Origin of the sequence: Gemmobacter aquatilis (assembly GCF_900110025.1) — a bacterium.
Lineage (GTDB): Bacteria > Pseudomonadota > Alphaproteobacteria > Rhodobacterales > Rhodobacteraceae > Gemmobacter > Gemmobacter aquatilis.
Genome location: NZ_FOCE01000020.1, coordinates 1 through 23,322, shown reverse-complemented (window position 1 = coordinate 23,322; position 23,322 = coordinate 1). Strand labels below are relative to the sequence as shown.

The 23,322-nt window shown below is 60.2% G+C and carries 17 protein-coding genes and 2 pseudogenes; 11 read left to right on the top strand and 8 right to left on the bottom strand.

Annotation, left to right across the window (positions count from 1 at the left end; genetic code table 11):
• The 4 genes from BMX43_RS18760 to BMX43_RS18745 all read left to right on the top strand — a co-directional run bounded on the left by BMX43_RS18760 (position 1) and on the right by BMX43_RS18745 (position 5,356).
• Positions 1-816, top strand: coding sequence for a 3-deoxy-manno-octulosonate cytidylyltransferase (locus BMX43_RS18760; RefSeq protein WP_091303675.1), 816 nt, complete (start codon positions 1-3; stop codon positions 814-816).
• Between the two features lie 126 nt (positions 817-942).
• Entirely contained in the window at positions 943-1,878 is a 936-nt protein-coding gene (gene cysD / locus BMX43_RS18755; protein ID WP_091303674.1) for a sulfate adenylyltransferase subunit CysD, read from the top strand.
• Positions 1,878-3,806, top strand: a complete 1,929-nt coding sequence (gene cysN, locus BMX43_RS18750) for a sulfate adenylyltransferase subunit CysN (protein ID WP_281243159.1) — start codon at positions 1,878-1,880, stop codon at positions 3,804-3,806. Before cysD ends, cysN begins: the two co-directional genes overlap by 1 nt.
• A gap of 287 nt (positions 3,807-4,093) precedes the next feature.
• A complete protein-coding gene (locus BMX43_RS18745; RefSeq protein WP_091303673.1) occupies positions 4,094-5,356 on the top strand; it encodes a sialidase family protein in 1,263 nt (420 codons plus the stop codon).
• 36 nt (positions 5,357-5,392) lie between these two features.
• Here BMX43_RS18745 and BMX43_RS18740 read toward each other — a convergent pair whose 3' ends face one another.
• The 3 genes and pseudogenes from BMX43_RS18740 to BMX43_RS18735 form a co-directional block, all read right to left on the bottom strand.
• Positions 5,393-6,262 carry an aldose 1-epimerase family protein gene (locus BMX43_RS18740; protein ID WP_091303672.1) on the bottom strand — a complete coding sequence of 290 codons (870 nt, stop codon included), beginning with the start codon at positions 6,260-6,262 and terminating at the stop codon, positions 5,393-5,395.
• Between the two features lie 97 nt (positions 6,263-6,359).
• On the bottom strand, positions 6,360-6,824 hold the full coding sequence (locus BMX43_RS19945) for a hypothetical protein (RefSeq protein ID WP_175482191.1): 465 nt from the start codon (positions 6,822-6,824) through the stop codon (positions 6,360-6,362).
• Positions 6,825-7,043: 219 nt separating this feature from the next.
• Positions 7,044-7,383, bottom strand: a pseudogene (locus BMX43_RS18735) (transposase); the annotation flags it as partial.
• A gap of 224 nt (positions 7,384-7,607) precedes the next feature.
• On the opposite strand from BMX43_RS18735, the gene BMX43_RS19600 reads away from it, so the two are divergent.
• Together BMX43_RS19600 and BMX43_RS18730 are read left to right on the top strand one after the other, a co-directional pair.
• Complete coding sequence (locus BMX43_RS19600) at positions 7,608-8,531, top strand: WcbI family polysaccharide biosynthesis putative acetyltransferase (RefSeq protein WP_139201632.1); 924 nt, start codon at positions 7,608-7,610, stop codon at positions 8,529-8,531.
• Between the two features lie 27 nt (positions 8,532-8,558).
• Positions 8,559-9,626, top strand: a complete 1,068-nt coding sequence (locus tag BMX43_RS18730; protein WP_091303682.1) for a GSCFA domain-containing protein — start codon at positions 8,559-8,561, stop codon at positions 9,624-9,626.
• A gap of 90 nt (positions 9,627-9,716) precedes the next feature.
• Here BMX43_RS18730 and BMX43_RS18725 read toward each other — a convergent pair whose 3' ends face one another.
• Positions 9,717-10,922, bottom strand: a complete 1,206-nt coding sequence (locus BMX43_RS18725; protein ID WP_091303681.1) for an IS5 family transposase — start codon at positions 10,920-10,922, stop codon at positions 9,717-9,719.
• Positions 10,923-11,481: 559 nt separating this feature from the next.
• Here BMX43_RS18725 and BMX43_RS18720 point away from each other — a divergent pair.
• Genes BMX43_RS18720 through BMX43_RS18705 form a run of 3 tightly spaced genes read left to right on the top strand, consistent with a single transcriptional unit; the run spans position 11,482 to position 16,576 of the window.
• The gene (locus BMX43_RS18720) at positions 11,482-12,396 is read left to right on the top strand and encodes an NAD-dependent epimerase/dehydratase family protein (RefSeq protein WP_091303671.1); all 915 of its coding nucleotides are present in this window, start codon (positions 11,482-11,484) and stop codon (positions 12,394-12,396) included.
• A gap of 36 nt (positions 12,397-12,432) precedes the next feature.
• A complete protein-coding gene (locus BMX43_RS19595; RefSeq protein ID WP_139201631.1) occupies positions 12,433-13,302 on the top strand; it encodes a sulfotransferase domain-containing protein in 870 nt (289 codons plus the stop codon).
• Between the two features lie 22 nt (positions 13,303-13,324).
• Positions 13,325-16,576 (top strand): glycosyltransferase family protein, encoded by a 3,252-nt coding sequence (locus BMX43_RS18705; protein ID WP_091303668.1) that lies wholly within the window; start codon positions 13,325-13,327, stop codon positions 16,574-16,576.
• 806 nt (positions 16,577-17,382) lie between these two features.
• Here BMX43_RS18705 and istB read toward each other — a convergent pair.
• Positions 17,383-18,174: an IS21-like element helper ATPase IstB gene (gene istB, locus BMX43_RS18695; protein WP_091303680.1), complete on the bottom strand. Its 792-nt coding sequence runs from the start codon at positions 18,172-18,174 to the stop codon at positions 17,383-17,385.
• Positions 18,164-19,696 carry an IS21 family transposase gene (gene istA / locus BMX43_RS18690; protein WP_091303667.1) on the bottom strand — a complete coding sequence of 511 codons (1,533 nt, stop codon included), beginning with the start codon at positions 19,694-19,696 and terminating at the stop codon, positions 18,164-18,166. Before istA ends, istB begins: the two co-directional genes overlap by 11 nt.
• Before the next feature lie 545 nt (positions 19,697-20,241).
• Here istA and mobC point away from each other — a divergent pair.
• A complete protein-coding gene (mobC, locus tag BMX43_RS20315; RefSeq protein ID WP_245749541.1) occupies positions 20,242-20,772 on the top strand; it encodes a plasmid mobilization relaxosome protein MobC in 531 nt (176 codons plus the stop codon).
• Positions 20,765-22,588, top strand: coding sequence for a relaxase/mobilization nuclease domain-containing protein (locus BMX43_RS18680; RefSeq protein ID WP_091303666.1), 1,824 nt, complete (start codon positions 20,765-20,767; stop codon positions 22,586-22,588). The genes mobC and BMX43_RS18680 overlap by 8 nt, the downstream gene beginning before the upstream one ends.
• A 200-nt stretch (positions 22,589-22,788) precedes the next feature.
• On the opposite strand, the gene BMX43_RS20445 is transcribed toward BMX43_RS18680, so the two are convergent.
• Positions 22,789-22,983 carry an ATP-binding protein gene (locus BMX43_RS20445; RefSeq protein WP_425431818.1) on the bottom strand — a complete coding sequence of 65 codons (195 nt, stop codon included), beginning with the start codon at positions 22,981-22,983 and terminating at the stop codon, positions 22,789-22,791.
• Positions 22,981-23,322, bottom strand: a pseudogene (locus tag BMX43_RS20440) (Mu transposase domain-containing protein); the annotation flags it as partial. The pseudogene BMX43_RS20440 and the gene BMX43_RS20445, both read right to left, overlap by 3 nt.

The following is a 23,322-nucleotide window of genomic DNA, read 5'->3' as shown; positions in this document are numbered from 1 at the left end:
ATGGCGGAAACGGTCATCATCATCCCCGCGCGCTATGCCTCTACCCGCTATCCGGCCAAGCCGCTGGCGGTGCTGAAAGGTGCCGGCGGGGTGGGGCGCACGCTGCTGGAACGTTCGGTCATTGCCGGGCGGCGGGCGGTGGATCAGGCGGGCGGCGACATCGCGCTGTATGTGGCGACCGATGATGACCGGATCGCCGCCGAGGCGGAACGGATCGGCGCGGATGTCATCCTGACCTCGGAAAGCTGCCGCAACGGCACCGAGCGGGTGGCCGAGGCGGTGAAGACTGCCGGGCTCTCCCCGCAGATCGTGGTGAACCTGCAAGGCGATGCCCCGCTGACCCCGCCGCATTTCGTGACCGCGCTGATTGCCGCGATGCGCGAAAACCCCGGGCTGCAGATGGCCACCCCGGTGCTGCGCTGCGATGCGGAATCGGTGCAGAACTTCATCGCCGACCGGCAGGCAGGCCGGGTGGGCGCGACCACCGTGGTGTCGAACCGGCTGGGGCAGGCGCTGTATTTCTCGAAAGAGGTGATCCCCTTCACCAATGGCCGCGGCGTGGTCGATGGGGTGGTGCCGGTGTTCCACCATGTCGGGCTTTACGCCTATCGCCCCGCCGCCCTCGCCGCCTATATCGGCTGGGAGCCGGGGCCGCTGGAAACGCTGGAGGGGCTGGAACAGTTGCGTTTTCTGGAAAACGGTCATCCGGTGCAGGCGGTGGAGGTCAGTGCCCCTGGTGCGGCCTTCTGGGAGCTGAACAACCCGTCGGATGTGCCGCTGATCGAGGGCTATCTGGCGCGGATGGGCATGGACTGACCCCCCCTGACCTGTGTCTAATGCGTCTGCACTCTGGCGGCTTTGCGCCTGTCAGGCGCTTCACCTCTTGGAGTGCGGGCAAAAATTTGCCAAAGAACACCAGTCGAAAAGAAGGTTATTGCGTCCATGACTCCAAGTCCCGCTGCCGCGCCCAAGCTCAGCAAGAACACGCTGACCCATCTTCAGCGCCTGGAGGCTGAAAGCATCCATATCATGCGCGAGGTGGTGGCGAATGCCGAAAACCCCGTGATGCTCTATTCGGTCGGCAAGGATTCGGCCTGTATGCTGCATCTGGCCAAGAAGGCCTTCTATCCTGCGCCGCCGCCGTTTCCGCTGCTGCATGTCGATACGACGTGGAAGTTCCGCGCGATGTATGACCTGCGCGACAAGGCCGCCGCCGATGCGGGGATGGATCTGCTGGTCTATCACAACCCCGAAGCCATGGAGCAGGGCATCAACCCGTTCGATCATGGCGGGCTGCACACCGACATGTGGAAGACCGAGGGCCTGAAACAGGCGCTGACCAAATACAATTTCGACGTGGCCTTCGGCGGCGCCCGCCGCGACGAGGAGAAATCCCGCGCGAAGGAGCGGGTGTTCTCGTTCCGCTCGGCCAATCACCGTTGGGATCCGAAGAGCCAGCGGCCCGAGCTGTGGAAGCTCTACAATACCCGCAAGGCCAAGGGCGAGAGCATCCGGGTGTTCCCGATCTCCAACTGGACCGAGCTGGACATCTGGCAATACATCCATCTGGAAGGCATCGAGATCGTGCCGCTGTATTTCAGCGAGAAGCGCCCGGTGGTCGAACGCAACGGCCTGCTGATCATGGTCGATGACGAGCGGTTCAGGCTGGAAGAGGGCGAAGTGCCCGAGATGAAGTCGATCCGGTTCCGCACGCTGGGCTGCTATCCGCTGACCGGCGCGGTGGAATCGGAGGCGAAGACCCTGCCCGAAGTGATTCAGGAAATGCTGCTGACCACCACCTCGGAGCGTCAGGGCCGGGCGATCGACCATGATCAGGCCGCCTCGATGGAGAAGAAGAAGCAAGAGGGGTATTTCTGATGTCGATCGAAGCCATGCAGAACGAGAAAGACCCCGTTTACGTCACCGACGCGCTGATCGCCGAGGATATCGACGCCTATCTGCTGAAGCACCAGCACAAGACGATGCTGCGCTTCATCACCTGCGGCTCGGTGGATGACGGCAAATCGACGCTGATCGGGCGGTTGCTCTATGACACCAAGATGATCTTCGAGGATCAGCTGGCGAGCCTCGAGCATGACAGCAAGGCGGTGGGCACGCAGGGCGGCGAGATCGACTTTGCGCTGCTGGTCGATGGTCTGGCGGCGGAACGCGAGCAGGGCATCACGATCGACGTGGCCTATCGGTTCTTTGCGACCGAAAAGCGCAAGTTCATCGTGGCCGACACGCCCGGGCATGAACAATATACCCGCAACATGGTGACCGGCGCCTCGACCGCCGATCTGGCGGTGATCCTGATCGACGCGCGGCAGGGCGTGCTGACGCAGACGCGGCGGCACAGCTATCTGGTGAACCTGCTGGGGATCCGCAACATCGTGCTGGCGGTGAACAAGATGGATCTGGTGGGCTACTCGCAAGAGCGGTTCTACGAGATCGTCAAGGATTACGCGCATTTTGCCAAGCAGATCGGGATGGAAAGCTTCCTGCCGATCCCGATCTCGGGGCTGCGCGGCGACAACATGGTGTCGAAAAGCCCGGAAATGCCCTGGTATCAGGGCCCGTCGCTGCTGCAGCATCTGGAAGAGGCGCCGGTCAATGACTCGCGGATGCTGGACAAGCCGTTCCGCATGCCGGTGCAATGGGTGAACCGCCCGAACCTCGACTTCCGCGGCTTTGCCGGGCAGATCGGCGCGGGTGTGGTGAAACCGGGCGATGCGATCCGGGTGCTGCCTTCGGGCAAGACCACCACGGTGAAATCCATCGTCACCTATGACGGCGATCTGGAGCAGGCGGTGGCCGGGCAATCGGTGACGCTGACCTTCGCCGACGAGATCGACTGTTCGCGCGGCGATGTGATCACGCAGGCCGATGCGCCCTGCGAGGTGGCCGACCAGTTCGAGGCGACGCTGGTCTGGATGGAAGAGGCGGAAATGCTGCCGGGCCGTCCCTATCTGCTGAAGATCGGCACGCAGATGGTGACGGCGACGGTGACCGAGCCGAAATACGAGGTGAACGTCAACACGCTGGAACATCTGGCCTCGCGCACGCTGGGGCTGAATGCGATCGGGGTGGTGAACATCTCGACCGACCGGCCGATCCCGTTCGAGGCCTATGCCGAGAACCCGGATCTGGGCGGCTTCATCCTGATCGACCGGATGACCAATGCGACGGTTGCCGCCGGGATGATCCACTTCGCGCTGCGCCGCAGCCAGAACATCCACTGGCAGGCGCTGGAGGTGGACCGCGAGGCCCATGCGGCGCTGAAGAACCAGAAACCTTCGGTGGTGTGGTTCACCGGCCTGTCGGGGTCTGGCAAATCGACCATCGCCAATCTGGTGGAAAAGAAGCTGCACGCGCTCGGCAAGCACACCTTCCTGCTGGATGGCGACAATGTGCGCCACGGGCTGAACCGCGATCTGGGCTTCACCGATGCCGACCGGGTGGAAAACATCCGCCGGGTCGGCGAGGTGGCGAAGCTGATGACGGATGCCGGCCTGATCGTGCTGACCGCCTTCATCTCGCCCTTCCGGTCGGAACGCCGCATGGTGCGCGATCTGATGGCGCCGGGCGAGTTCGTCGAGGTCTTCGTGAACACGCCGCTGGAAGTGGCCGAGGCCCGCGATGTGAAGGGGCTTTATAAAAAGGCCCGGGCCGGGCAGCTCAAGAACTTCACCGGCATCGACAGCCCCTATGAGGCCCCCGAAAGCGCCGAAATCACCGTGAGCACGGTGGATCTGACGGCAGAGGACGCGGCAGAGCAGATCGTGCAGCAGATCCTCGCCAGGTGATCGGCCGCGACAGACAGGACTGCGAGGGGCGCCCCATCGGCGCCCCTTCGTTTTTCCGCCCGCCAGACCTGCGCCGGCTGGCCCCCGCCGAGCCGGTTGCGCCTTGCGCCATGCCGATGGACCCGGGCCCGGCCATGCGGTAACACTCAGGCCGAACCTTTCGATGCGCACAGGGCCCGAGCCGATCCCGGCATGGCAATGACCAGAAGGGAAGACACGGCTGCACTGGCGCCCCCGCTGTTGCCCCGCTGTTGCCTTGTGTTGTCGCTGCCTCATCAGGAGTACCCATGTCCCGCCTGTCTTTCCTGCGCACGGCCCTTGTCGGCTGTCTGGCCCTGACCCTCGCCTTCGGCAGCGCCGCCGACGCGCGCAATACCCGCAAGGGCCCGGCAGACGCCGCCGGGCAGGCCATCGCATGGGGCGAGCGCATCACCCTGACCCCGCCGGTCGGCAGCGGCCGCTATCCGCGCCTGCTGCAGATCCGCAAGGGCGCCCATGCGGGCGATCTCTTGCTGTTCTATCAGACGCAGATGACCGGCGGCGATTTCTGGATGTATCGCTCCACCGACAATGGCTACAACTGGGGCCAGCCGGTGCTGGTCAACAAGGCTGGCAATGGCTGGAACTATGCCAGCTGCAACGTGATCCAGCTGGAGGACGGGCGGCTGATGATGTCGATGCAGCGGCGGCTGCGCGGATCGAATCTGGCGCAGGACTATTATATCGACGTGCGGTATTCTGCGGATGGCGGCCAAAGCTGGGGGGCGGCGCAGACCGTGTTTCAGGGCGCCAACTGGGAAGGCCGCCCGATTCAGGTGCCCCATGATGCCAATGGCGATGGCGCCCGCGACATCTATCTGTTCTTCACCCAGCGGGCCGTGCCCACCAATGTGCCCACCGCCCAGGCCAGCCGCGCCGATGATTACGGGCGGGCGGTGGCATGGGTCGCCTCGTATGACGGCGGCAGGAGCTGGACCGACCCCAACCCGGAACGCTTCACCGGCCGCATCGTGCAACGCAATTTTCAGGAGGCCCCGGGCAAGGGGGCCACGGATGACAGCGGCGGGGGCATGCCCACGCCCTTCGTGCTGCCGGGGCCGCGCATCGCCTTTGTCGCCGAACAGATCGAGAAGGCGGCCTCGCCCTATGTCGTGGCCTCGGATCCCGGCGACTGGGACTGGATCAGCCCGGCCTTTCAGGGGGCCTGGACCAGCGCCGATTATAACGGAATCGGCGATGACAGTGTCTATCCGGCCCGTACCACCAATGCCTGGCGGATGAACGACAAGGAATTTGGTGGCGCGCCCTATGGTACGGTTCTGCCCGACGGGCGGGTGGTGGTGTCGGTCAACACGAAGCTGCGCATCAATGTCTGGGTGGGCGACCGCAATGCCCGCAACTTCAGCGAACAGGCGCGCCCCTTCGGGGCCGAGCGCAGCTTCTATTCCTTCATCGAACCCCTGTCGGACCGGGAGATTCTGGTCGGGGCCGGCCCGGTGGATGAAGGCGATGGCAGCTTCATCTATCTGCGGCGCGGCCGGATCGACTGACCTGCCGCCCCGGGGCCTTCTGGCGCCGGGGCCACCTCAGACCAGCGTGATCTGGCAGGCAAAGCGGGTGCTGGCCCCGGCGGCAAGCAGGATCGTGCCGGGGCGCGCGGCAAGATCGGGCGGGCCACCGCAGCGGGCGGCCATGCCGTGCCAGGGCTCGATGCAGACGAAGGGCGCGCCGGGTTTGGACCAGAGCGCCAGATGGGGCAGGTTTTCAAAGCGGAACTGCAGCGCGGGCCCGCCCTCGGCGCCATAGGTCAGGCCGCTGCCCGCCCCTTCGGGAAAGATCATCGCATCGGCGGCGAATTGTGCGGGATCCAGCTGCAGCACCCCGCTGTCGAAGGGCGAGGGATGCCGCTGCTCTGGCAGGAACCCGCCGTCCAGCCGCGCCAGGGCGGGGCTGGCGCCATTGTCCAGCACCACGCGATGCGCCCGCCCCGCCGCCCCGGGCAGCGGCCAGAGAAAGGCCGGGTGAAAGCCGAAGCCGAAGGGCATGGGGGTGGGGCCCTCATTGGCCACCTCGGCCCGGATCGTCAGCCGGGGCCCGTCCAGCGCATGGGTGATCGTCAGGCGAAAGTCGCAGGGATAAAGCGCGCGCGTCTCGGCGCTGGCGGCCAGCTCGTGCCGGCAATACCGGGCATCGGCGGCGATCCGGGTGAACAGGCTGCGCCGGGCAAAGCCATGCTGCGCCATCGGGGCCGTCTGGCCGTTCACCGCGATCCGGTCGCCGGGGGCCCGCCCGACGATGGGAAACAGCACCGGCGCCCGCCCCGCCCAGAAGGCCGGATCGCCATGCCAGAGCAGCGGGCGGCCATCGGACAGGTCGATAGACTGGATTTCGGCACCAAGTGCCGCGACAGTGACAGAGAGGTGATCATTCGTGATCCGGGCCGGGGCAGAGGACATCGGGTCTGTCTTTCGTGAACATGCCGGGCCATCTGACCCGTTCCGCAGAGCACAGACAAGCGGATCCCGCGATCAGTGCGGCATCCGGCCCCAGTGCCTAGCGCAGGATGCGGCTGCGGCGCAGGTAGATGAGGCTGGAACTGCCATCCTCGGGTCCGGTCCCGACGAGAACCCCGTCTGCGGAAATCGGCTCTATGAAGGAATAGACCGCCCGGTCCGCGCCGAAAGGGCGCTCCCGGTTAACGAAGCTGCGGGCATTGGTATCGCCCACCCAGATATTAATGCGGAACTTTGTATTGAACGAAACGGCCACACGCCCGTCGGGCAGAACGGTGCCATAGGGGGCATTGCCGATCTCCAGCAGGGGCAGGGGCCAGGCATCGTCGTGGTCGCGCAGATAGATCGTATTGACCTTGAAGCCGTTGTAATCAGCATCGGTCCAGATGCCTTGAAGGGCCGCCCCAGTCGCCCGGATCCCTGGCCACGATATGGGGGGGCGATTGCGCCTTGCCGGGCTGCTCGGCGACGAAGGCGATGCGCGACCCCGGTGTGGGGCATGCAACGCCGCTTTCGGCGCTGGTGGGCAGGCCCTTCTGTTCCAGATAGTTCCGGTGCACCATGCGCTTGGTGAACCGTTCGGGGTTCGAATCACTCCAGCTGCACCGCAGTTGCAAGAGGCGATCCATGCCACAGCACGCCCGTAATCCTCTTGCCTACGGCCTGATTCTCGGGCACGTCGGTCAATGATGGCGGTATGACAGCGGCGTGAGTCATAGGCAGCATCGGCACGGCGGTAAGGGATCTGGACGGATAGTGTCTTCTTGTCGTCCGCACAGGGTCGTATAGCCCGGTACGGCCCAGTCTGGGTTGGCCATCCACAACAAGCTGGCCACCATGCCGACCGTTTGCCTGAGCGGCAGTTTGAACAGGACCTTGATCGCTAGGCAGAACTGGATCGCAGCATCAGAGCACACCGCAGGGCGACCGGCGAGGCCGTCATGTGGCGCGTCCAGATCATCTCCCTATCCAACCAGATCAGCAGAACGAACCGCGCCTGCGCAGCGCACCAGTGAGCTGGACCAGTGCGCAGTGCGTTAGCGGGAGGGCGCTGCTTTGCTCATGCAGTCCGTCTAACCGCCTGGCTTCACATAGAAAATCTGTCATGCCCTTTGTGCTGCAGCAATGATTCAAACATCGGAAGCGTACATCTTCCGCCGTGCTGCGGAACCAGCGCCTTCGCAAACAGTGCGCACCATGACGCGACACGCCCGTACCCAGAATGCTGAAATATGCGCCAATCGATCTTCAAAATTGTTACATCTTAGATATATCCAGTAGACTGAGTATGCAGATTGCCGATATCTTGACATGCGGAGTGATGTACATTAGCCCTGAAATATCAGAGCGAAATATGATTTTGAGGCAGTCAATGCAAAAATGGCTTGTATGGTCTAATTGTCAGACTGAAGGTTTGGCGCGCAGCATTTCCATGTTGTGCTGTGATATCGAGGTAGATCGCGCTTGGGTGCATGAGCCCGCAAAATCACAAGAAGAGCTCGCCGCTTATGATGCGGTAGTAATTCATCACGATCATACCCATCTGACGGCAGGGCTGCGGAAAGTCATAGTTGCGCCGGGCATTCAGTTTTGCGCTTACCACCCGGATAGCGGTTACTTCACTTACATTGAAGATGGCGCCATAAAAATGGTTCAAGGCCCATTGCTTGGTTATGCCTCAATAATTGGTGTCGCAGCCTATCGCTCTGGACGAAGCGTGAAGCAGGCCGCAGAGCTTTTCAATCGTGATACATACGAGCGCGCTGGATATTTATGTCTCTGGGACACAGAGAAAGAATCCTTGGGGAGGGCTTTTGGGAAGGCGGGCCTGAATCTAGGTGACTATCTGCCCACTTGGTCAAGAACTGATCCATTTATGTATTCCATAAATCATCCAAAGATCGAATGTCTTTATGATATCGCTTCTGGAATCCTGAAACGCGAGGGTTATTCCCCGACCAAAGGCAATTACCTTCCCCTTGACGGCCTATCAAACGGGCCAACTTTTCCGGTCTATCCCGAAATTGCATCCTATTATCATGTGAAGGGTTCTCTTCTCTTCAAGGCTCAACTAGCCTTGGAGTACATGACCTTAGAACATTATCTTGCGGGTCTTTTCGAAACGCTCCGACAGGCTCCGGCTGATAGTTTGGCTCCGGCTCCACTTTTCAAGGCCCGCTTCGAAGCTGTTTGTGATGCCATATCCAAGTAACAACATCGGATGAAAGGTCGGTTGATCATGAAGACGTCAACGAAACATCCTTATGCGGGCCTGCCTGATAGCAATTTCTGGCGTAAGGCTGTCTCGGCGGTGGAGAGGTTTCACTTTGATCCCGTCACCGATGTCCGCTTCACCATCGGCAAGACCGATCAGGTTTCCACCGCAGGCAGTTGTTTTGCACAGCATATTTCCTCACGGCTGCAATCCATCGGATTCAATTACCAGATTGTGGAACAAGGGGCCGATTTTGACGCCGTTGAGCGGAGGGAACGAAACTATGGCGTTTTCTCTGCCCGTTACGGCAATCTCTATTCGGCGCGCCAACTTCTTCAACTGGCGCAGGAGGCGTTCGGAGAGCGGACTCCCGCAGACAAGGCATGGAAACGTGGAAATGTTTGGGTTGACCCACTCCGCCCCAATATTGAACCGAATGGCTTTCCTACGCCGGAGGCTGTGCAAGAGGAACGTCAACGTCACCTCAGCTATGTCCGGCAGATGCTTGCGACCACAGATATTTTTGTGTTTACGCTCGGCTTGACAGAGGCTTGGCGCGCCAAATCGGATGGCACGGTTTTTCCGCTCGCCCCTGGTGTTTCAGGCGGAAGCTACGATCCGGAGCAGCATGAATTCGTAAACTTTTCTGCACGGGAGGTCACGGAGGATATGGCATCCTTCATTGAACTGCTCCGCCGCAAGAATCCGAAAGCAAAGATACTTCTCACGGTCTCGCCCGTACCACTTATTGCAACCTATGAGCCACGCCATGTGATGTGTTCAACTGTTCTGAGCAAGTCGGTTCTGCGCGTTGCCGCCGATGAACTTTACAGGACGTACAACCATGTAGACTACTTCCCATCTTTCGAGATCATCACGGGGAACTACAATCACGGCTATTATTGGGAAGCTGACCTGCGCGAAGTCAATTCCATCGGTGTGGGGCATGCCATGTCCTGTTTTCTCAAGCACTATGCAAAGAAGATCGACGGATCAGCACAAAAGCCGACAGCGGCACTCCACCTCCCATCTGCCTCGGCCGCCATTCGGGATATTGTTTGCGATGAAGAGGCCATTGTCCGCGGTCTCTAACAGGGCGCTGAAGAAGTCTGCGAGGCGAAACGGTTTCCCTTCTGGGTGGGCGACGCATGTGGCATGCCTGCCTGACGCCGCTCGAGATCGTCATGCAGCCAGCAGCCGGGGCAACCGGGCGAGGTTGTTGGTGGCCAGCGTCAGGATGAAGCGGGAGCGGACCCGCTCGAGGCCGCGATAGACGGTTTGCGCCATGCCGCCGACGGTCTTGGCCCAGCCGAAGGTGAGGAGAATCAGAAAACGATTCGGGGGATCGTTTTCCCGACGCAAGTCGATCCGCTTGCGGTGCCTGATCGAAAGGGCATAGCCGTCGTGCCGTGTGGTTCTGCCGTTGATCGCTGAATGGCGCGATTTCTGAGCGACATGCGGGGTGACGCAGGCCTGGCGCAGGTCGGCAACGAACTCGGCGGCATCGTAGCCCTTGTCGGCACCAAGCGTCAGTTGCCGGGTCGATCCGGGTGAATGGCGATGCACCATATCCAGCGCTGCGCGTCGTTCTGCATGTCCGTCGGCTTGGGTCAGGTCTCCCTGAACAATAAGCCCGTGCCGGTTCTCCATCAGGGCATGGCCCATGAAGCACAGCATCGCCCCGGTTCCAGGAGATTTCTTGTAAAGGCGCGCGTCAGGGTCGGTGGTCGAGACATGGGTGGCGTTGGAGCGTTTCTCGCCCCGGAAGTCGACCTCGGCATTGCGGCTCGGACGGCTGGGGCGGGGCATCGCGTCTGTCTCGGCCGTTTCGGGGTGATCTTCGGCGGGGCTGTCGGGTCCGGGCGGGCTGCCCGGATCGTCGTCAGGCGGGGTGTTGTCTGCCTTCGGCTGGAAGCTTTTCATGGACGCCCAGGCCTTCACCAGCGTTCCATCGACCGAAAAGTGGTCGTCCGACAACAACGGCGCGACTTCGCGGTGGGCGAGGATCGCAGCCATTACCTTGCGCGACATGTCGGTCGTGAGCAGCCGGTCACGGTTCTTGGTGAACACCGTCGGCACCCAGACCGGATCGTCGATCCCGAGGCCCACAAACCAGCGGAACAGCAAGTTATACTGCATCTGCTCCATCAACTGCCACTCGGAGCGGACCGAGAACAGGATCTGGATCAGGCTGGCCCGGATCAGACGCTCCGGCGCGATCGAGGGGCGGCCGAAATCGGTGTAAAGGACCTCGAACTCCGTATCCAGGCTGGCCAGCGCGTCGTTCACAACCTGCCGTATCTTGCGCAGCGGATGCCGGGCGGGGATGCGCTCTTCCAGATCAACATAGCTGAACAGTGACCCGCGCATCTCATCCGTCCCGCGCATCATCATCTCCGACGTGGCCGTGCCAAGGGTGAATCACGTTCCGAAAACCAGATCGAGAACCGACTATTTCAGCGCCCTGCTAACAAGCCGCTGAAATAGTCGCCGCGCCGAAACCGGCTTCACTTTGTCTGAACGGGCTTGGCTGAACGCCATGCCCGTCAAAGCACGCGTTATACACAGGCGCGCGCTTGATCAATCGCAGAGACAAGGCTACCGGGTCATGATCGGGCTGAGCCTCTTGGCACCCAGAGGGGTTATTGCTGTTGCAGCTCAAGTAGATTTCACTAAGATCACGGCAATGCAGCTGCTCGGGCTGTGTGAAGGTTGGCTACTACAGGATTACTGCACTTGAAGAAGAAGACCTCACTCCTTCGCAACGTCGAGGTTGCGGGGCCGCATCTAGGCGCGGCTACAGCAGCATGTGATGCATCAATGGGTTCTTGCTTAGCGAACAGGCCAAAACTCTTGTGATGACGATGGAGAACCTCCACGGTCCCATCCTCACTGTGTTTTTAAAGCAGCAAATAATTTACGCAACTGTTAAGGAAACGAGGCAACCATGTATATCGTAACGGGATCCACTGGCATGCTTGGTTCCGCCGTTGTTGCGAAGCTGCAAACTTCGGGAATTTCCTTCCTCGCCCCGACTAGGAAGGATGTCGACCTTATGGATCCTCAAGCGACAATGGAATATTTCAAAGAAACACGGCCGAAGGTCGTGCTGCACACGGCAGCCAAGGTTCACGGGCTCATGGGGAATCAGAAGTTTCCCGGCGACATGTTCGATGAGAACCTGCGGATCAATTTCAACGTGATCTCTGCGGCCAAGGCGGTGAATGTCGCGAAAATCGTCGCAGCGGGCACGGTGGCTGGCTATGCAGCGAAATTTTCCGAGGACATCCGGGAAGATCAGTATCTGGACGGCGAACCTCACGCGGCCGAAAGCTCTTATGGCCATGCAAAGCGCGCCATGTTGGCGCAGCTTGACAGCTATTACAGGCAGTTCGACCTTCCCTATGCCTTCGCCATCTACACCAATCTCTATGGTCCCAACGACCGGTTCGATACCCAATATGGCCATGTGGTACCCTCGCTCGTGGCAAAGTTCCATCAGGCGATGCGCACGGGTGAGCCTGTCCGGGTCTGGGGAACCGGCAAGGCAACACGCGACTTCCTGTATTCTGCCGATGCCGCACGGGCGCTGCTGCATCTGGTTGACCATGGGCAGGGGCGGTTCAATATTGCAACCGCTCGGACGGTGCCAATTGCCTATCTTGTCCAGTTATTATCGGAAATATCGGGCGTTCGCAACATCATTTGGGAAACCGAGAAGCCGGAAGGTCAAATGATGCGCAGCTACAATACCGAGCGGCTGGCGGACACCGGGTTCCAACTCAAGCACTCACTGGAGGAGGGAATTGCGCAAACCTATGCTTGGTATTGTGAAAACTACCCGGATGTGCGGTGCCATTGAGGATATGATGGTCAAGAACGGGAAGTGCCTTAAAATATGAACAAGAAGACAGTCATCCTGCATATCGGCCTGCCCAAGACCGGCACGACATCGTTACAGCAGGTGCTCCATTTCAATTCCGCACAGCTGAAATCCAGAGGCATACACTATCTGGAAAATGGCACCCAGTACTTTGATGATTTTGGCCATCACGCCATAGCCGTATCTGGTATGGGAATCGCGGGTGCGCGTGTTACTCCGCACCTCGACCTTAATGCGCTCCGACAGGTTTGGCATCAGGCGTTAGACGAGATACGATACTCCCCGCATGAAAAGGTCTTTCTGAGCAGCGAGCTTTTTTCGATGGAATACTCCAACGAGAATAGCATACGCAGTATCTTGCAGGCACTGACCGATAACGGTCAGGTGGATATCAAGGTGGTCGTTGTCTTGCGGGATGTCGCGGATTTTGTGAATTCCGTCTACATGCAGCGGGTACGAGACGGTGCACCCGACACGATCGAGGAGTTCATTCCCCAGATTCGGCATCTTCTGGACTGGAAAACCTTGGTCGAACGTTGGGCCGCTGTGGCAGGGAAGGGCAATGTCGTCTGCCTCAAATTTGAGGATCTTGCAGCGTCTAATCTGGTCTCGCGCTTCTGCGAGATTGTCTTCGGCATTACCGAACGGCTCGCTGAACCCGAACACTTCCTCAAAAATCCGAGCCTGCCTGACGCCGCAATCAATCTCATCCATAAAGTGAACAGATCCGAAATATCGCCAGCTGCCAAAATCGGTCTCGCAAACCATCTGAGCAAATTCTTTGCAGACCACCCCTTGCGGGAGCCCAAAACATCCTTCCTGTCGCCCGAACAATCGCAAGCGCTTCGCGCTGGCTGCCGCTGGCCACAGGACGTTATTTCTTGAGCAAAGAAGAAGTCAGACCGATATGGACAATATTGCCCCCACCATGAATGATCTCCATCATCTCGTCGAATACTTCGAAAAAAATAAAGCACAGGTCTCGGGCGCAAGAATTGCCGTCTCTCTGACCTGGCCGGAAATCAAGAACGCGGAATACGAAGTCATCAAGCGGTTCTGTATTGCCGCCGAGAATATCGGGGCGAAGGTCGTCGTCATCGACAATGACGGCTATCCGCACTGGGCCAGCGATGACAGTGCCGTCGACAAATCCCGGCCGGTCAGCCGGGATGATATCGACTTTATCATCTCGCTGCATTTCGAATCCCCGAAAGTGCTTGATATCTATTCTTATTATGCAATCTGGCAGCCACTGCAGTTTTATCAGGACTTCGGCTATCAGGCGACAACCGTCAAACTGGCCTCGCATGACGATGCGCTATCCTGCTCGTCGAATCTCTGTGATGCGCATGTCCGCTCGTTGCTGCGCGCGACCGGCCGCAACCCGCTGCCCTTCCCCTATCTGTTCCACAGCCCGGCGACCCTTGACCTGACCCCGAGGATCACCAGCGAGTCCCGGCTATTCTACATCGGGATCAACTGGGAGCGTCTGGGACAGGCCCGCAAGGGCCGCTTCCACGACCTGTTCCGCTTGCTGGATGCCGACGGGGTGATCGATATCTACGGGCCGCGCAGCTTTCTGGGCGTGCAGCCCTGGGAGGGTTACAAGACCTATCGTGGCGAAATCCCCTTCGATGGCGTCAGTGTCGTCAAGGCACTGAACCGCTCCGGCATCTGCTTCGCCATGTCCTCGGATGCGCATCGGTCCAGCGGTGTCATGAGCAACCGGCTCTTCGAGGGTCTCGCCGCCGGCACGGCCATTATTGCGAATTCGCACCCGATCATCGACAAGTATTTTTCGGATATTGTCTACCAGATCAGCGATACCGAAGATGAAAACGAGATCACCTTCCAGGTTCTGAACATCATCGACGAGATCCGCCGCGATCCCGAGGAGGCAAATCGGCGCGCACGGGTCGGACAGCAGCGGTTTGCCGAACTTTTCAGCTTGGAGCGGTGCCTTGGCGCACTGATCCACCAGCATGACAGCCGGGTCGCCGACTGGCAGCATCGGATGCTCGCTGCAGATAAGACCCCGGTCACGATTTTCGTGATGCACAGGTCAATGGCGGCAGCCCCGCTGGAACAACTCTTCCAATCGATCTGGGCGCAAGTCGGCATCGAGGCAAGGATCGTCCTGATTTGCGACTGCAAGTTTGCTACGGGGCCGGGCAAGGCGCTTCTCGAAACTGCCGGGGCCGATTTCCCGGGTTTGCAAACAATCCAGCGGAACTTCCAGATGACGAATTCCGGATCGGCCATGGCAGAGGCGCTCAGATCCGTCGAAACAGAGTATTTTGCCATCCTCGACAGTGCGTGCCAGCCTTTCGAGACCCATTTCAGCTCTCTGGTCCGCAAGCTGGCCGATGACAACACGGCATGTGCCGCAGTGTCGGGGCTGATTGAAGAGACCCCTGAGGGTCTGGGTCTAGGCGCCCGGCGCAAGCGGACCCTATCCGGGCTATACTTCGCGCCAGAAGATGCAAAGACCGCACCGCTCGTTTCCGGTCGCTTCCTGTTCCGCAGATCGGCTCTGGATGGCCTGAACCTCGACTCCCTCTCGCTACTGGATGGTGAGGAATTGCGCCTGCTGCTGCTTTCCGGCGGGCAGGTTGGCGGCCTCGTCAATACAGGTGCGGCGACCTGCGTGCATGTTGCAGAGCGTGCACGCACACAAGGCTTTTCGATTCTGGTCTCGGAGGCAATGCAGCAGCAGTTCATCAGGGATGCCCTGCAGGGGCAGCAAGGCAAGGGTCCATTCGCGTCCAATACGGCAGGCCTGCCAACAGGCAGCACGGATGTCAGCAAAACCCTGCCCTATGTGCCGATCGCCCATTTGGGCGAAATGTACAAGACCGCGCAGGGCCAGGTCGGTAAGCGGTTCCTGACGCGCGGCTTCTCGCATCCGGAAGAACAGGCGACCTGGATTGACGGGCAAAGCGGCGATCTTGTCTTCCACATCGAAGGCGCTGCAGATGCCCATGATGGCGAACTGGATCTTGTGCTTGTTCTGGGCGGACGACCTGCACGCGCGACAGCTCGGCAACAGCATTGCCGAGTATCGGTGAATGGCATCGGCATCGCCTACTTTCCTGTCGGGGCAGCCAATGATCGCCATGTCGTGCATCTGCCAGTCGGGTGTGCCAACCGGGGTGGCCCCCTGCGCGTAACCCTCGCCCCCGATCATCACGAGCCCGTGGTGGATGCCGCCGGGAACGTGGTCGACCAAAGACAGCTCGGCCTTTTCCTGCAAGCCTTCGGCATCTTTGCCCGCAAGGTCCGCGCGCTTCCGCTTCTCAAGACCAGCGAGGTCAAGGCAATCAGCGCGGCGGCCGGGTCGGAAAAGCTGATCGTCTCGGGGGGGGTTCTCAGCGATGCCGCCGAAGTCAGCGGTGAAGGGCCGCTGGTCCTGCGTTTTCAGGTGCAGGAAGACTGCGTGCCAGGCTGGATTATACTCAAGGTGGCATCGCCAGGCACGGCAAAACTTCCAGAGCAGATTCACTACACGCTGAACGGCCTCTATTCGCGCACGATCACCCCGACCCGTCTGATCGAAGAGATCTTCATCCCTGTCTTGCCGCAGGTCGTCGGAAGCGATGGTCAGTGTGAGGTCGCGATTTCTGCCGCACCTGCGATAATCGTGGGCGAGGATGGGCGATATGCTTCGCTCAAGGTGCTGTCGATGGAAACGCGTTCCGCTCCCGCGATCCAGCTTGACACGATCTATCAAACGAAGCGCGACGGGAGTGGCGTGCCGTTTCTCGGGCGTGGCTTCAGCAAGCCGGAAACCAGCCATGTCTGGACGGATGGCCCCTCGTTCGAAATTCGTGGGTTTATTCCGCCGATGGAACCCACGGATGGAGAGTTGCTGGTCGAATGCCTTGTCAGCGGCCGCCCGTTGCGGGACGGAAGTGTGAACACCTGCCGCATCCTTATTAATGGGATCGAGGCCGGAATGTTTCGAGCCACCAAGGGATGGCAGCGCCTGTCGTTTTCCATCCCCGGCACAAACCAGTCCCGAGGCGGTTTTCTGGTCACGATCTCGTTCGTACTGGAACAGATGCCAGATCCAGTGAAAGACCGGGCGCTCAACGACGTGGCCGATGACCGACGCCTCGGTGTGCAATTCGCATCGTTCGGGCTTAAGCGCCAGATATAGCCCGGCCCTTCATCTGGACCAAGCTTTGATGCTGTGGTCGTCCCCCCATTTTACAGGACACGGACGTTATTTCTGGTTGGTATCGGTGTATCGACCCAGCGGAATCCGCGTCCTGATTAGCGGCACCCGGCGCGGTTTGGACCTCCGAGCCAGATCGATTCATCCTCGACCCGATCCACCAGATGCCGGGACTGGACACCTTATGTGTCTCGGACCTGCTACATTAACCCCATCGCGGCTCCCGGCCAGGAGCCGCGATGGGGTAGGATACAGCGCTGAACACCTTGTGGCCTGACCACGATCGCTAGCAGGCTGATCCCGCCTCTCCTCACCGTCTCGAACAGTTGACGGCGGCCCGTTTTGCGGGACCGCGAAGCATAAGGAAGAGAGAGTGATATGATACCAGCGACAACCGTGATCGGCATAGATGTTTCCCGGGATTGGCTCGACGGCTTTTGTGCGTCGAGCGGGCGACGGCTCCGCCTGCCCAACACCGCGGCAGGCCATGCGCAACTTCTCATGCAGATCCAGGATTTGCCCCAGCCAGTGCGGGTGGAGTGAACCCCATGGGCTGGACCACGGGGGGTTGAAGATCTGATACGCTGGACGGGCCTTGCATGGAGAAAGCGCCATGACGTCCCGAGGTCCCTACCGTCGACATTCGACACCGTTCAAATTGCAGCTCTGTCAGGACATCCGGGCAGGGATTATCGGGCGGCGTGATGCGTAGCGCTGTTGATTTCCACCCAGAAGTGACCCGGGTTTTTCATCGAGAACTGACCCGCCTGAAGGTTATGTTCTTCGGTTTATGGTTGGGTCAAGACATGGGTGGTCTCCCTTTTCGTTTTGGCTACTGCTGAGCTGGCCTTGAAGCGGAAGCTGTCGTTGCCTGTTTCTAGGATGTGGCATCGGTGGGTCAGGCGGTCGAGTAAAGCGGTGGTCATCTTGGCGTCGCCGAAGACCGTGGCCCATTCGCTGAAGCTGAGGTTGGTGGTAATCACGACGCTGGTGCGTTCGTAGAGTTTGCTCAGCAGGTGGAAGAGCAACGCCCCGCCAGAGGCGCTGAATGGCAGGTATCCCAGCTCATCGAGGATCACGAGGTCGAGCTTGGTCATTGCCTCAGCGATCTGGCCTGCCTTGCCCTTGGCCTTTTCCTGTTCGAGGGCGTTGACCAGTTCGATGGTGGAGAAGAAGCGGACCTTTCGACGATGATGTTCAATGGCTTGAACGCCTATGGCCGTTGCAACGTGGGTTTTTCCGGTGCCAGGGCCGCCGATAAGGACCACGTTCTGCGCCCCGTCCATGAACTCGCAGCGGTGCAGCGTCCGAACCGTGGCTTCATTGATCTCGCTGGTGGTGAAGTCGAAGCCGGAGAGGTCTTTGTAGGCCGGGAAGCGGGCGGACTTCATATGATAGGCAATGGACCGGACCTCGCGTTCGGCCAACTCGGCCTTCAACAACTGCGACAGCATTGGCACGGCAACCTCGAATGCCGGAGCTCCCTGTTCGATCAGGTCGGTGACGGCTTGGGACATGCCATACATCTTCAGGCTGCGCAGCATGATGACGATGGCGGCACTTGCAGGATCATGACGCATGGCTGCCCCCGGCAATCTGCGCCCGCAGGCCGTCATAGCGTTCGACATTGGCCTTGGGTTCGCGCTGCAAGACCAAGGCCTGCGGGGTATCAAGCGGTGGCCCACCAAACACTTTGCCATCGACCAGCCGGTGCAACAGGTTCAGCACATGGGTCTTGGTCGGGACGCCCGCTGCCAGGGCCATTTCCACGGCGGTCAGCACGGCCTGCTCATCGTGGTGCAGGACGAGCGCCAGGATATCGACCATCTCTCTGTCGCCACCAGGGCGGCGCAGCATGTGATCTTGTAACTGCCTGAAGGCGGACGGTAATTCCAAGAAGGGTGCGCCGTTGCGCAATGCCCCGGGTTTGCGCTGAATGACAGCAAGGTAGTGCCGCCAATCATAGATCGTCTGCGGTGGCAGCTTGTGGCTGCGCTGGATCACGCGGACATGTTCGCACAGGATTTTGCCCTCGGCCGCCACGACCAGCCGGTCGGGATAGACCCGAAGGCTGACAGGCCGGTTCGCGAAGGACGCCGGAACGCTGTAGCGATTGCGCTCGAAGCTGATCAGGCATGTGGGTGAGACACGCTTGCTGTGCTCTACAAAACCGTCAAAGGCAGGCGGCAATTGCATTAGGGTTGCTCGCTCTTCGGCCCAGGCATTGGCAACGCTGCCGGGCAACGCGCCGTGCGGGATCTCATGCCACAACTCCATGCAACGCCGCTCCAGCCAGACATTCAGCGCTATGAGATCGGGGAAGTCTGGCGTGGGCTGCCAAAGCCGATGTCGAGAATCCTGCACGTTCTTCTCAACCTGTCCCTTCTCCCAACCCGCGGCCGGGTTGCAGAACTCGGGCTCGAACACATAGTGGCTGGCCATTGCCAAGAACCGGGCGTTGATCTGCCGTTCCTTGCCCCGGCCAACGCGATCCACCGCCGTCTTCATGTTGTCGTAGATGCCGCGTCCCGGCACGCCACCAAACACCCGGAACCCATGCACATGAGCGTCAAACAGCATCTCATGCGTCTGCAATGGATAGGCCCGCAGCAAAAAAGCCCGGCTATGTGACAGCTTGATATGCGCCACCTGCAGCTTGGTGCGCTCGCCGCCCAAAACGGCAAAATCCTCGCTCCAGTCAAACTGGAACGCCTCGCCAGCCTGAAAGACCAGTGGCACGAAAGTTCCGCGCCCCGTCGTTTGTTGTTCACGCTGCCGATCCGCGCGCCAAACCCGTGCAAAGGCCGCAACTCGCCCATATGACCCGGTGTAGCCCAGCTTCACCAAGTCATCGTGCAGCTGCTTCGATGTCCTTCGCTGCTTGCGCGACTTGCCAGCCTCGGTCTTCAGCCAGCCCGACAGTTTGGCCGCAAAGGGGTCAAGTTTGCTCGGTCGCTCGGCAACCTTGAACTCAAGCTCAACCGCCCCAGACCGCAAATACTTCCTGATGGTGTTGCGCGACAACTTCGTCCGCCGCGCGATCTCCCGAATGGACAGATGCTCACGCAATGCCCAACGCCGAATAATACTCAAAAATGCCATGCCGATCACTCCAATATCCCCTGCTGCCAGCAGCCAAAGGGAAGGTGTCACATGGGTCAGTTCTCAATGAAAATTACGCCCCCACCCGGGTCACTTCTGGGTGGTAATCAACACAAGGCGTATCTCTTTAATCCTTTGTCTGATTACTGGATGCGTATGTCTTTTATCTGATCGCGCAATGCGTGTATCACAAGGCGGAACTCCGAACACACATCCCTGATGCCACAAGACGCATCCCACATATCCTTTCTCCGGACCCTGAACGCCGAACGACAGGATGCGAATTCTAAATAAAACAATGTATTAGCCTAGTATTCACAAGGAAAACCCGCCTCTGACCACGTGGCAGAAGGTGCGCTGCCCCTGTTGCCCCTTGTGTGTTCCGCGATCAGCGAAACGCATTCGGTGGCGGGGGAGTTACCCAAGGCCAGCACAATCTGCAAGGACATAAATCGCGCCTAGATTGTGCTTGAAGAAGGGGTGACGGAAGGGGTAGGAAGAGTGGCAGGAAATGCGATGTGTCTACAAATAATCGGTGGCAGGCGTTGGCGGTAAAATCGGATAGTCGCAAAACGAGACTTAAGTCGAAGCTTTCCGTTTCTGCTCAAGTCAGCAATAAAGCTTCCGATTCTGCAGCGCAGAAAAATGCTGGACGCGGACGGCCGCGCTCGGAGGGCAAGGGCCAGGTCGTGAGTTGCCGCCTGCCTGCTGAGGAACTTCATGCCTTCGATGCGCTTTGCACTCAGCTTGGTGCGAAATCCCGTTCCGACGGGGTGCGGTCGGTGGTGCGGATGGCCTCTGGCTTTCTCGAGTTCAGCCGGGAAGACAGCGCACGCCTGGAAGAAATCCGCTATGAGCTGGGCAAGATCGGCACCAACGTGAACCAGATCGCCTTGGCCGCGAACCGGGGCAGGGCGCCGATGGTCAAGGCGCAGTGGGCTTCGGTGGACGAGTTGCGCCGTTCATTGCCGATGGTGGCGAAAGCGCTGAGCCAGATCATCGCTGAACGCCGGCGTCAGGGTGTCGCGCTGTTCCGCAAGTTTGCCGAAGCGCAGGAAGGTGTGCGCCATGGTTAAGCTTGGGTCGCGCCCCATCGGGTTGGCAGAGGCCGTTCTTGGCGAGATCAACGTCCTGCGGCCGCAGCGGGGCCGGGTGAAGGCGGGCAGTTCATCGCCCAGACGCGGGTTCAGTTTCTCGACCCGGGCCAGCCAGCTGTGGCGGTTTTCGTTGGGGTCGAATGCGGCGGTGCTGAAGAAGATCGGCAAGGGCGGGACGGCCAATGCCAAGGAGCTCGCGGCGCAGATGGACTACCTGTTCTCGAAGTCTGCCTCGATCTTCGGCAACGGGGTCGTGCTGGATGCCGATGCCAAGGGCCTGACCAAGGACGAGTGCACCGACATCGTCGGCGATTGGGTGGAGGATTGGCGTGGGTCGCCGAAGAACGGCCATACGACGCATTTGCTGATGAGCTTCCCGTCCCACGTGTGGCCAGAGAAGGCAACGCTGATCGCCGAGGCCTGGGCCTTCGAGATGTTCCAGTCGGGCGCGCATCAGGACGATGTCTGGTCCTATGTCGCGGCCCTGCACACCGACAAGGCGCATCCGCATGTTCACATGGTCATCAACAACCGGGGCACGGTGAACGACAGCTGGTTCTTCATGGCCAAGGAGCATGTCTTCAATCTGGAGGTCATGAAGGCGCGCATGGTGGCGATCGCGGCCGAAGAGGGCGTATTTCTGGATGCCACCTCGCGCGCCGAGCGTGGCCTGCTGACCTATGGGCCGTCGCGGGCAGAGATCGAGCGGGCGCGGGTGGAGGGCCGGTCACCCGAGGAACGGCCGCGCGAGGGCAAGGCGTTGGAGGACGCTCTGGAAACAATGGCGCGCACGGCGGATGCGATGCGTAGCTTGCAGCATGTGGCGACACTGACCGGGCTGCCGGAGATTGGCGAGAAGATCGCCCAGGCAGAAGCGGCCCTGCGGCGGGGTGGGGTGTTGCAGTCCTTTCCGGGTGATTTCGTGACGGCGGAGCGCGCCGATCTGGACCGGCATTTCAGCGGCTGGATGGTTGAGGCGGAGGGCAAGATCCGCAAGATGCCCATCGCTGAGCGCAAGGAAATGCGGGATGAGCTTTATGGCTATGCGATCGACATCGCCAGAGGCTTGGGCGATGCGCGCGGTGCGCAGCTGTTGCAGATGCTGCCGCAGACCAAGCTTTACGCGACGGGTCTTGAGGGTGACCGGCTGACGCAGGGCAGGGAGGCTATTGCTCTGCAGCCAGATGCCGTGGACCGGCTGAAAACGGACATTGTCAGCAAAGCTGTGGCCTTGGGTCTCAGCGGTGATCGCATGGCCGAGCGTCTGGGAATGGGTGCCGCCAATGCCTGGGAAGAACGCGACTGGGTGCGCAGTGACTTGCTGGCCCTGTCCGGGCGGCGGCGGATTGATCTGCGAAACACGGCTCAAAGCCGGAAGGTCGTGGTTGATCTTGAAGGATTCTATGAAGCGGCAGGCAAGCTGATCGATCACGCCAGAACGCATGAGGTGGTTCCTGAGAGTGACCGATTGCTGCGGGCCCTCGGGTCAATGGGGCGCATTATGCAGGCCGAAGGAAAGGTCGCGTTCCGGGCTGATGCCCATGCGGAGCGGTTCGCCGACGAGTTGCGCCAGCGGTACGGCGGAAGTGTCGTGACTGAGCTTGCTGATGGGCGGACCGATGTGCTGACTGGTGATTTCGAGGATGAGGATCAACGACTGTGGATCGCGCGGGCAGTTGTGTCAGCTACGAAGTCACATGTGGCCTTTGGGTTGACCTTACGGGAGGCGCGTGAAGCTGAGCAGGCGTTGGCAGGACTGCCTGAACCATCAGAAGAGCGAGACAGGGAGCGTTAGTCCCCTGATGCGCAGCCCTCTCAAGCTTTGGTCCCATGTAATCGCGCGCCGTATGACCCTTCCGGGATCTTCGCTTTTCCGACAGAGGTTAGATAGCTCGTACCGCAGCCGCATCGAACCTCGGTGCGGATTTCGGAAGAACCGGACTGCCGTTTCAGTAACTCCCGGACAGTCCGGTCCGGTTGATCGCTGCACTGCTGTCATGCATCCTGGGTGAGGATTTCGGGATTTCCGGTCTGGGTCAATGCGGGCTTGACGCTTTTTCTGCGCATGCTGTCACCTTTCAGCTCGATGCGGTGGGCGTTGTGGATGATGCGGTCGAGGATGGCATCGGCGATGGTTGGTTCGCCGATCATCTGATGCCAGCCCGAGACGGGCAGCTGGGCCGTTATGATGGCAGACCGGTAGCCCTGCTCGGGGTGCGGCCTGTCGCGCATCAGCCGTTCGACAAGGACAGCGACGTGATAGCCCACGCGGCCTGCCCGGGTGATCAGATATTCCGGGGTCATCCCGCCATGGCGCTGATGCGCCTTGGGCATGTGTTCCCGGATGGTGGAATGACCGCCGCGCGTGCCGCGGCGGGTATGAACGGCAACGCGGTCATGGTTGTGGAAGATCTCGACCATCCGGTGCGTCAGTCGGATGTCGACCTTCTTGCCGATCAGGCGGTGCGGCACGGAATAAAAACTGTGCAGCACGTCGATGTGGTAATCAGGATGAACCTTGGCCTGCTT

What these genes read in the sequence shown, in the direction of transcription:
- BMX43_RS18760 (WP_091303675.1), top strand. Translation starts at nt 1, where the DNA reads ATGGCGGAAACGGTCATCATCATCCCCGCGCGCTATGCCTCTACCCGC.
- cysD (WP_091303674.1), top strand. Translation starts at nt 943, where the DNA reads ATGACTCCAAGTCCCGCTGCCGCGCCCAAGCTCAGCAAGAACACGCTG.
- cysN (WP_281243159.1), top strand. Translation starts at nt 1,878, where the DNA reads ATGTCGATCGAAGCCATGCAGAACGAGAAAGACCCCGTTTACGTCACC.
- BMX43_RS18745 (WP_091303673.1), top strand. Translation starts at nt 4,094, where the DNA reads ATGTCCCGCCTGTCTTTCCTGCGCACGGCCCTTGTCGGCTGTCTGGCC.
- BMX43_RS18740 (WP_091303672.1), bottom strand. Translation starts at nt 6,262, where the DNA reads ATGTCCTCTGCCCCGGCCCGGATCACGAATGATCACCTCTCTGTCACT.
- BMX43_RS19600 (WP_139201632.1), top strand. Translation starts at nt 7,608, where the DNA reads ATGCAGATTGCCGATATCTTGACATGCGGAGTGATGTACATTAGCCCT.
- BMX43_RS18730 (WP_091303682.1), top strand. Translation starts at nt 8,559, where the DNA reads ATGAAGACGTCAACGAAACATCCTTATGCGGGCCTGCCTGATAGCAAT.
- BMX43_RS18725 (WP_091303681.1), bottom strand. Translation starts at nt 10,922, where the DNA reads ATGCGCGGGACGGATGAGATGCGCGGGTCACTGTTCAGCTATGTTGAT.
- BMX43_RS18720 (WP_091303671.1), top strand. Translation starts at nt 11,482, where the DNA reads ATGTATATCGTAACGGGATCCACTGGCATGCTTGGTTCCGCCGTTGTT.
- BMX43_RS19595 (WP_139201631.1), top strand. Translation starts at nt 12,433, where the DNA reads ATGAACAAGAAGACAGTCATCCTGCATATCGGCCTGCCCAAGACCGGC.
- BMX43_RS18705 (WP_091303668.1), top strand. Translation starts at nt 13,325, where the DNA reads ATGGACAATATTGCCCCCACCATGAATGATCTCCATCATCTCGTCGAA.
- istB (WP_091303680.1), bottom strand. Translation starts at nt 18,174, where the DNA reads ATGCGTCATGATCCTGCAAGTGCCGCCATCGTCATCATGCTGCGCAGC.
- istA (WP_091303667.1), bottom strand. Translation starts at nt 19,696, where the DNA reads ATGGCATTTTTGAGTATTATTCGGCGTTGGGCATTGCGTGAGCATCTG.
- BMX43_RS18680 (WP_091303666.1), top strand. Translation starts at nt 20,765, where the DNA reads ATGGTTAAGCTTGGGTCGCGCCCCATCGGGTTGGCAGAGGCCGTTCTT.